The organism is Streptomyces sp. NPDC058289 (genome assembly GCF_042880975.1).
GTDB classification, from domain to species: Bacteria; Actinomycetota; Actinomycetes; order Streptomycetales; family Streptomycetaceae; genus Streptomyces; species Streptomyces stoeckheimensis.
In genome coordinates this window covers 1-3,468 of the sequence record NZ_JBHVYI010000192.1, presented here as the reverse complement: position 1 = coordinate 3,468, position 3,468 = coordinate 1, and the positions used below count along the sequence as shown (strand labels likewise).

Sequence of the window (3,468 nt, the reverse complement as noted above, 5' to 3'; positions counted from 1 at the left end):
GAGCCGCAAGGTAGTGGTGTGTGTGAATGAGTGGCGTTGGGCGCGCGGAGCAGCTGGGCCGAGCGGCCGGGGTCGCGTTCTGCGACCCCGGCCGCTCTGTACAAGCCCCGGCTGCCGCTAGGAGGCAGGCAGCCGTGTTCGGTCTAGGTGAAGTCCTTGACCTGTTCGGCGTCGATCATGGCTCCGGTCCATACGCGTACGTCGTTGATCTTGCCGGGGAGGTAGTTGCCCCAGGCGTCGTTCACGAGGCCCTTGCCGACCGCGAAGGTCGTGCTGCCCGACTCGGTGGCGTAGAAGTCGTCACGGTCGGAGACGTAGTTGCCGTCGACGTACAGCTTCAGACGGTTGTCCTGGGCGTTGTGGACGACGGTGACCTGCACGGACGTGTCGAGTTCGGCTCGGGCCGGGCTCACCGACCAGGTGCCGGTGCCATCCGCGTTGAGGCGGCCGAAGTACCAGTTGCCGATGACGGAGGTGACTTCAGCGCCGGTGTCGGGGTGGTGGGTGGTTTCGGTGGCGGTCTTCTTGAACCACAGGCCCCATGCCGCCCCGCCGCTGTTGCGCTGGCCCAGGACCTGCGCGATGTACCCGTTGGGCTTGGCGACGAGCTTTTCCGAGTCGAGTTCGACGCCGGCGGTCGCGGTGAACGACCCCATTTCGTCGACGATCGGTCCTGCTGCGTATCCGTCGCCCGTGGTCCCGTTGAGGACCAGCTTGCCGCCGGCGATGGTCGCTCCCGACGAGATGGTCAGGTCGCGGTCGTAGCCGGAGGTGTCCGTCAGGGTGCTTCCGGCGACGGTGTCGGGGTTCCAGCGGGCCGAGAGCTCGACCATGTTCCGGCCGGTGGCCTTGTCGTGCATCTGCACGTCCGCCCGCAGCGATTCCGCGCTCAGGTCTGACTGCCAGACGGTCATCTCGTCGATGAGGCCGGGGAAGTCGTTGACCCACTCACCGCGGTACTTGTTGCGTCCGATGGTCAGGGGGCCCTTCGCCGCCACGGGCTTGAAGTCCGAGGGCAGGTCGATGCCTTCCTGGAAGTCGCCGTTGATGTAGAGACGCAGTCGCCTGGCCGCCTTGTCGTACACGACGGCGACATGGGTCCACACCTTGGGAACGGTCTTCGCCTTGGCGTTGACGACGTACTTGATGCCGTTGGAGTTGGTGTCGTCCGTGGTGGGCAGCGCGGCCGACCAGGTTCCGTTCGCGCGGTGGGTGATGTTGACGGCGCTCATGTAGTCGCCGGCCACGCCGGCCATGGAGAACGTCTTGTCGACACGGTCGGGGCGCACCCAGCCCGCGATGGTGAAGGATTCCTGGGTGTTGATCACGGGACCGGAGGTCGCCGCGTAGTCATCGACACCGTCGAGCCGCAGAGCCGTGTCTTCCTGATCGATGTCGGTGAGCCAGCCTCGGCGACCGTCTGAAGGACGGGTGGCACCGTTGCGCAGGTCCGCCGGATCGGGCGAGACGTCTCTGGTCGCGGTGTCCTTGGCATCGTCACCGGACATGTCGTAGAAGTTCCAGTGCGCCACCGGATCGGGGTCCTCGTTCACGGCGAACCGGAACTCATACCGCTGCCCCGGGCGGCCGCCATCCACGTTGTCCACGCCCCTGACCTGGAGCACGTTCAGCCCTGCATGATGCGGGGCGATCTCGACGGACGAACTAGCCGCCACCGACACATCGGTCCAGGTGGAGTCATCGTCCAACTTGTACTTGTACTTGACGACCTTGGAGTCCTCGCCCTCGGCGGGACGGAAGATGAACTTACCCGGCAGTCCCGGCTTGCCCCCCGCCGTGCAGCTGGTCGAGGTGCACTCGTCATAGAGGCCGCCGGTTGAAACCCGCGGGGGCTTCGGAGCGGAGGAGTCCACCTTGAAGTAGCAGGTGACAGGGGGGCTTCCCGCGGTCGCTACGTCGGCGGCGAAGGACCTGGTCCACGTGAGCATGCGGTACGTCTTGCCGTCCTGCAGGGTCGGCATCAGTTCCGGTTCGGCACGGACCGAGGCATTGGCCCCGTAGTAGCTGTTACTGGGGCTGTCGATGAACGGACCGCTATTCACCTTGACCCAGTTCGACCCGTCCTGCCTCTCGATGAGGAAGGCCACCCGCAGCCGCGCCTCCGCCTCGCCACCCGGATAGACCTCGGTCGTGGCACGCAGCGCGGGCTTGGTGCCCGCGATGGTCGTCGCGTCACCGATGCTCGTCTCGCACGGCGTTCCATCGACGGTCTGGGCGGTCGGGGTAGCCGGGTTGCTGATGTAGTCCACGGAGAGCGCGGCGTCGTTGCGGAAGCGCTTCCAGGCGCTCGTGTCGCTCTCGTTCTCGGCCCGCAGTTCCAGGGTCAGCGGCGAGTTGCCGGTCGCCCAGGCCTGGACCGTGGACGTCAGGTTCTCGTCCTTTTCGTCCGGGTTATCGTTGAACTCGATCGGCGCAGCTGGGGAATTCGGGTCACACGAGGATCCCCGTCCCGCGGACACCAGGCGGTCGCCCATCAGGTCTGCGTAGGCCGGCTTGGTTCCCCAGGTCGTCGACTTGGTGAAGCTGCCCGCCGTACGCACGAGCCACACGTTCCGCGGGTCGCACTGGAAGGACCACGGTTCGGTGACGGTGAAGGTCGCGTCCAGGACCCTCTTGCCGCGCAGGTTGTCCGGCGTGAACTGGAAGTAGAGCCGCTGTACGTAACCCGGACCGCAGTAGTAGCCGGCCCACGAACCGCACTCGCCGACACCCTTGCCGAGGTTGTCCTCGCCGTTCTCCCAGGCGTAGTCCTCGTACCCGTCGTTGCGCAGCAGAAGGCGCTGAACGCTGTAGTCCGCGTTGACGGACGGGTCGATGTACAGGGGGAAGGCCGAGGGATCCTTCTGCGCCATGAGCTTGGCGTCCGGGATGACGGTGAGGCTCTTGGCGTCCACGGCCAGGGGCATGGTCGCCCTCTGATCACCGAGGCCGGGACCATCGAACGGCGAGTGCTCGCCCTTCCCCGCCGGGGCCACGGGGCCCGCCTCTTCCGTTGTCACCGCGGCGCGGCTGTTCAGCAAGACGGAGGCCGACTTCGCCCCGGAGGGAGCAGGCGTTGCTTCCGGGCCGGTCGAGTCCCACATCCGGGCCGGCGGTGCCTCGAAGACGGTCTGGCCGTCGCTGTTGCGGGCCGTCAGCCCGTTCTCCTTGGTTCCGGAGACGTCCAGGCCCTTGGCGTTGAGCGCGAACTTGACTTCCTTCAGCGCCGGGCTCGCCGCGGCCTGGGGGGTCTTGACGACGAGGACCTCGCGGAAACCCTCCACGGTGGCCGTCATGCGAAGGTCTACGCCGGGCAGTACCTCCGGGTAGGTGGCACTGGCTCCCTCGAGCGTCGGGGGGGGGGGGGGGGGGGGCCCCCCCCCCCCCCCGGGGGGGGCGGGCCCCGGGCGCAGATCAGGGGGGGAGATTTGTATGCACCCCGCCCGACTGGATGAGCGGGCGGGCGGC

1 protein-coding gene is annotated in these 3,468 nt (G+C 67.3%); it reads right to left on the bottom strand.

The features are described 5' to 3' along the window. Positions 1-143: 143 nt before the first annotated feature. On the bottom strand, positions 144-3,296 hold the full coding sequence (locus ACFVX6_RS40670) for a LamG-like jellyroll fold domain-containing protein (protein ID WP_389699618.1): 3,153 nt from the start codon (positions 3,294-3,296) through the stop codon (positions 144-146). Positions 3,297-3,468 lie beyond the last annotated feature (172 nt).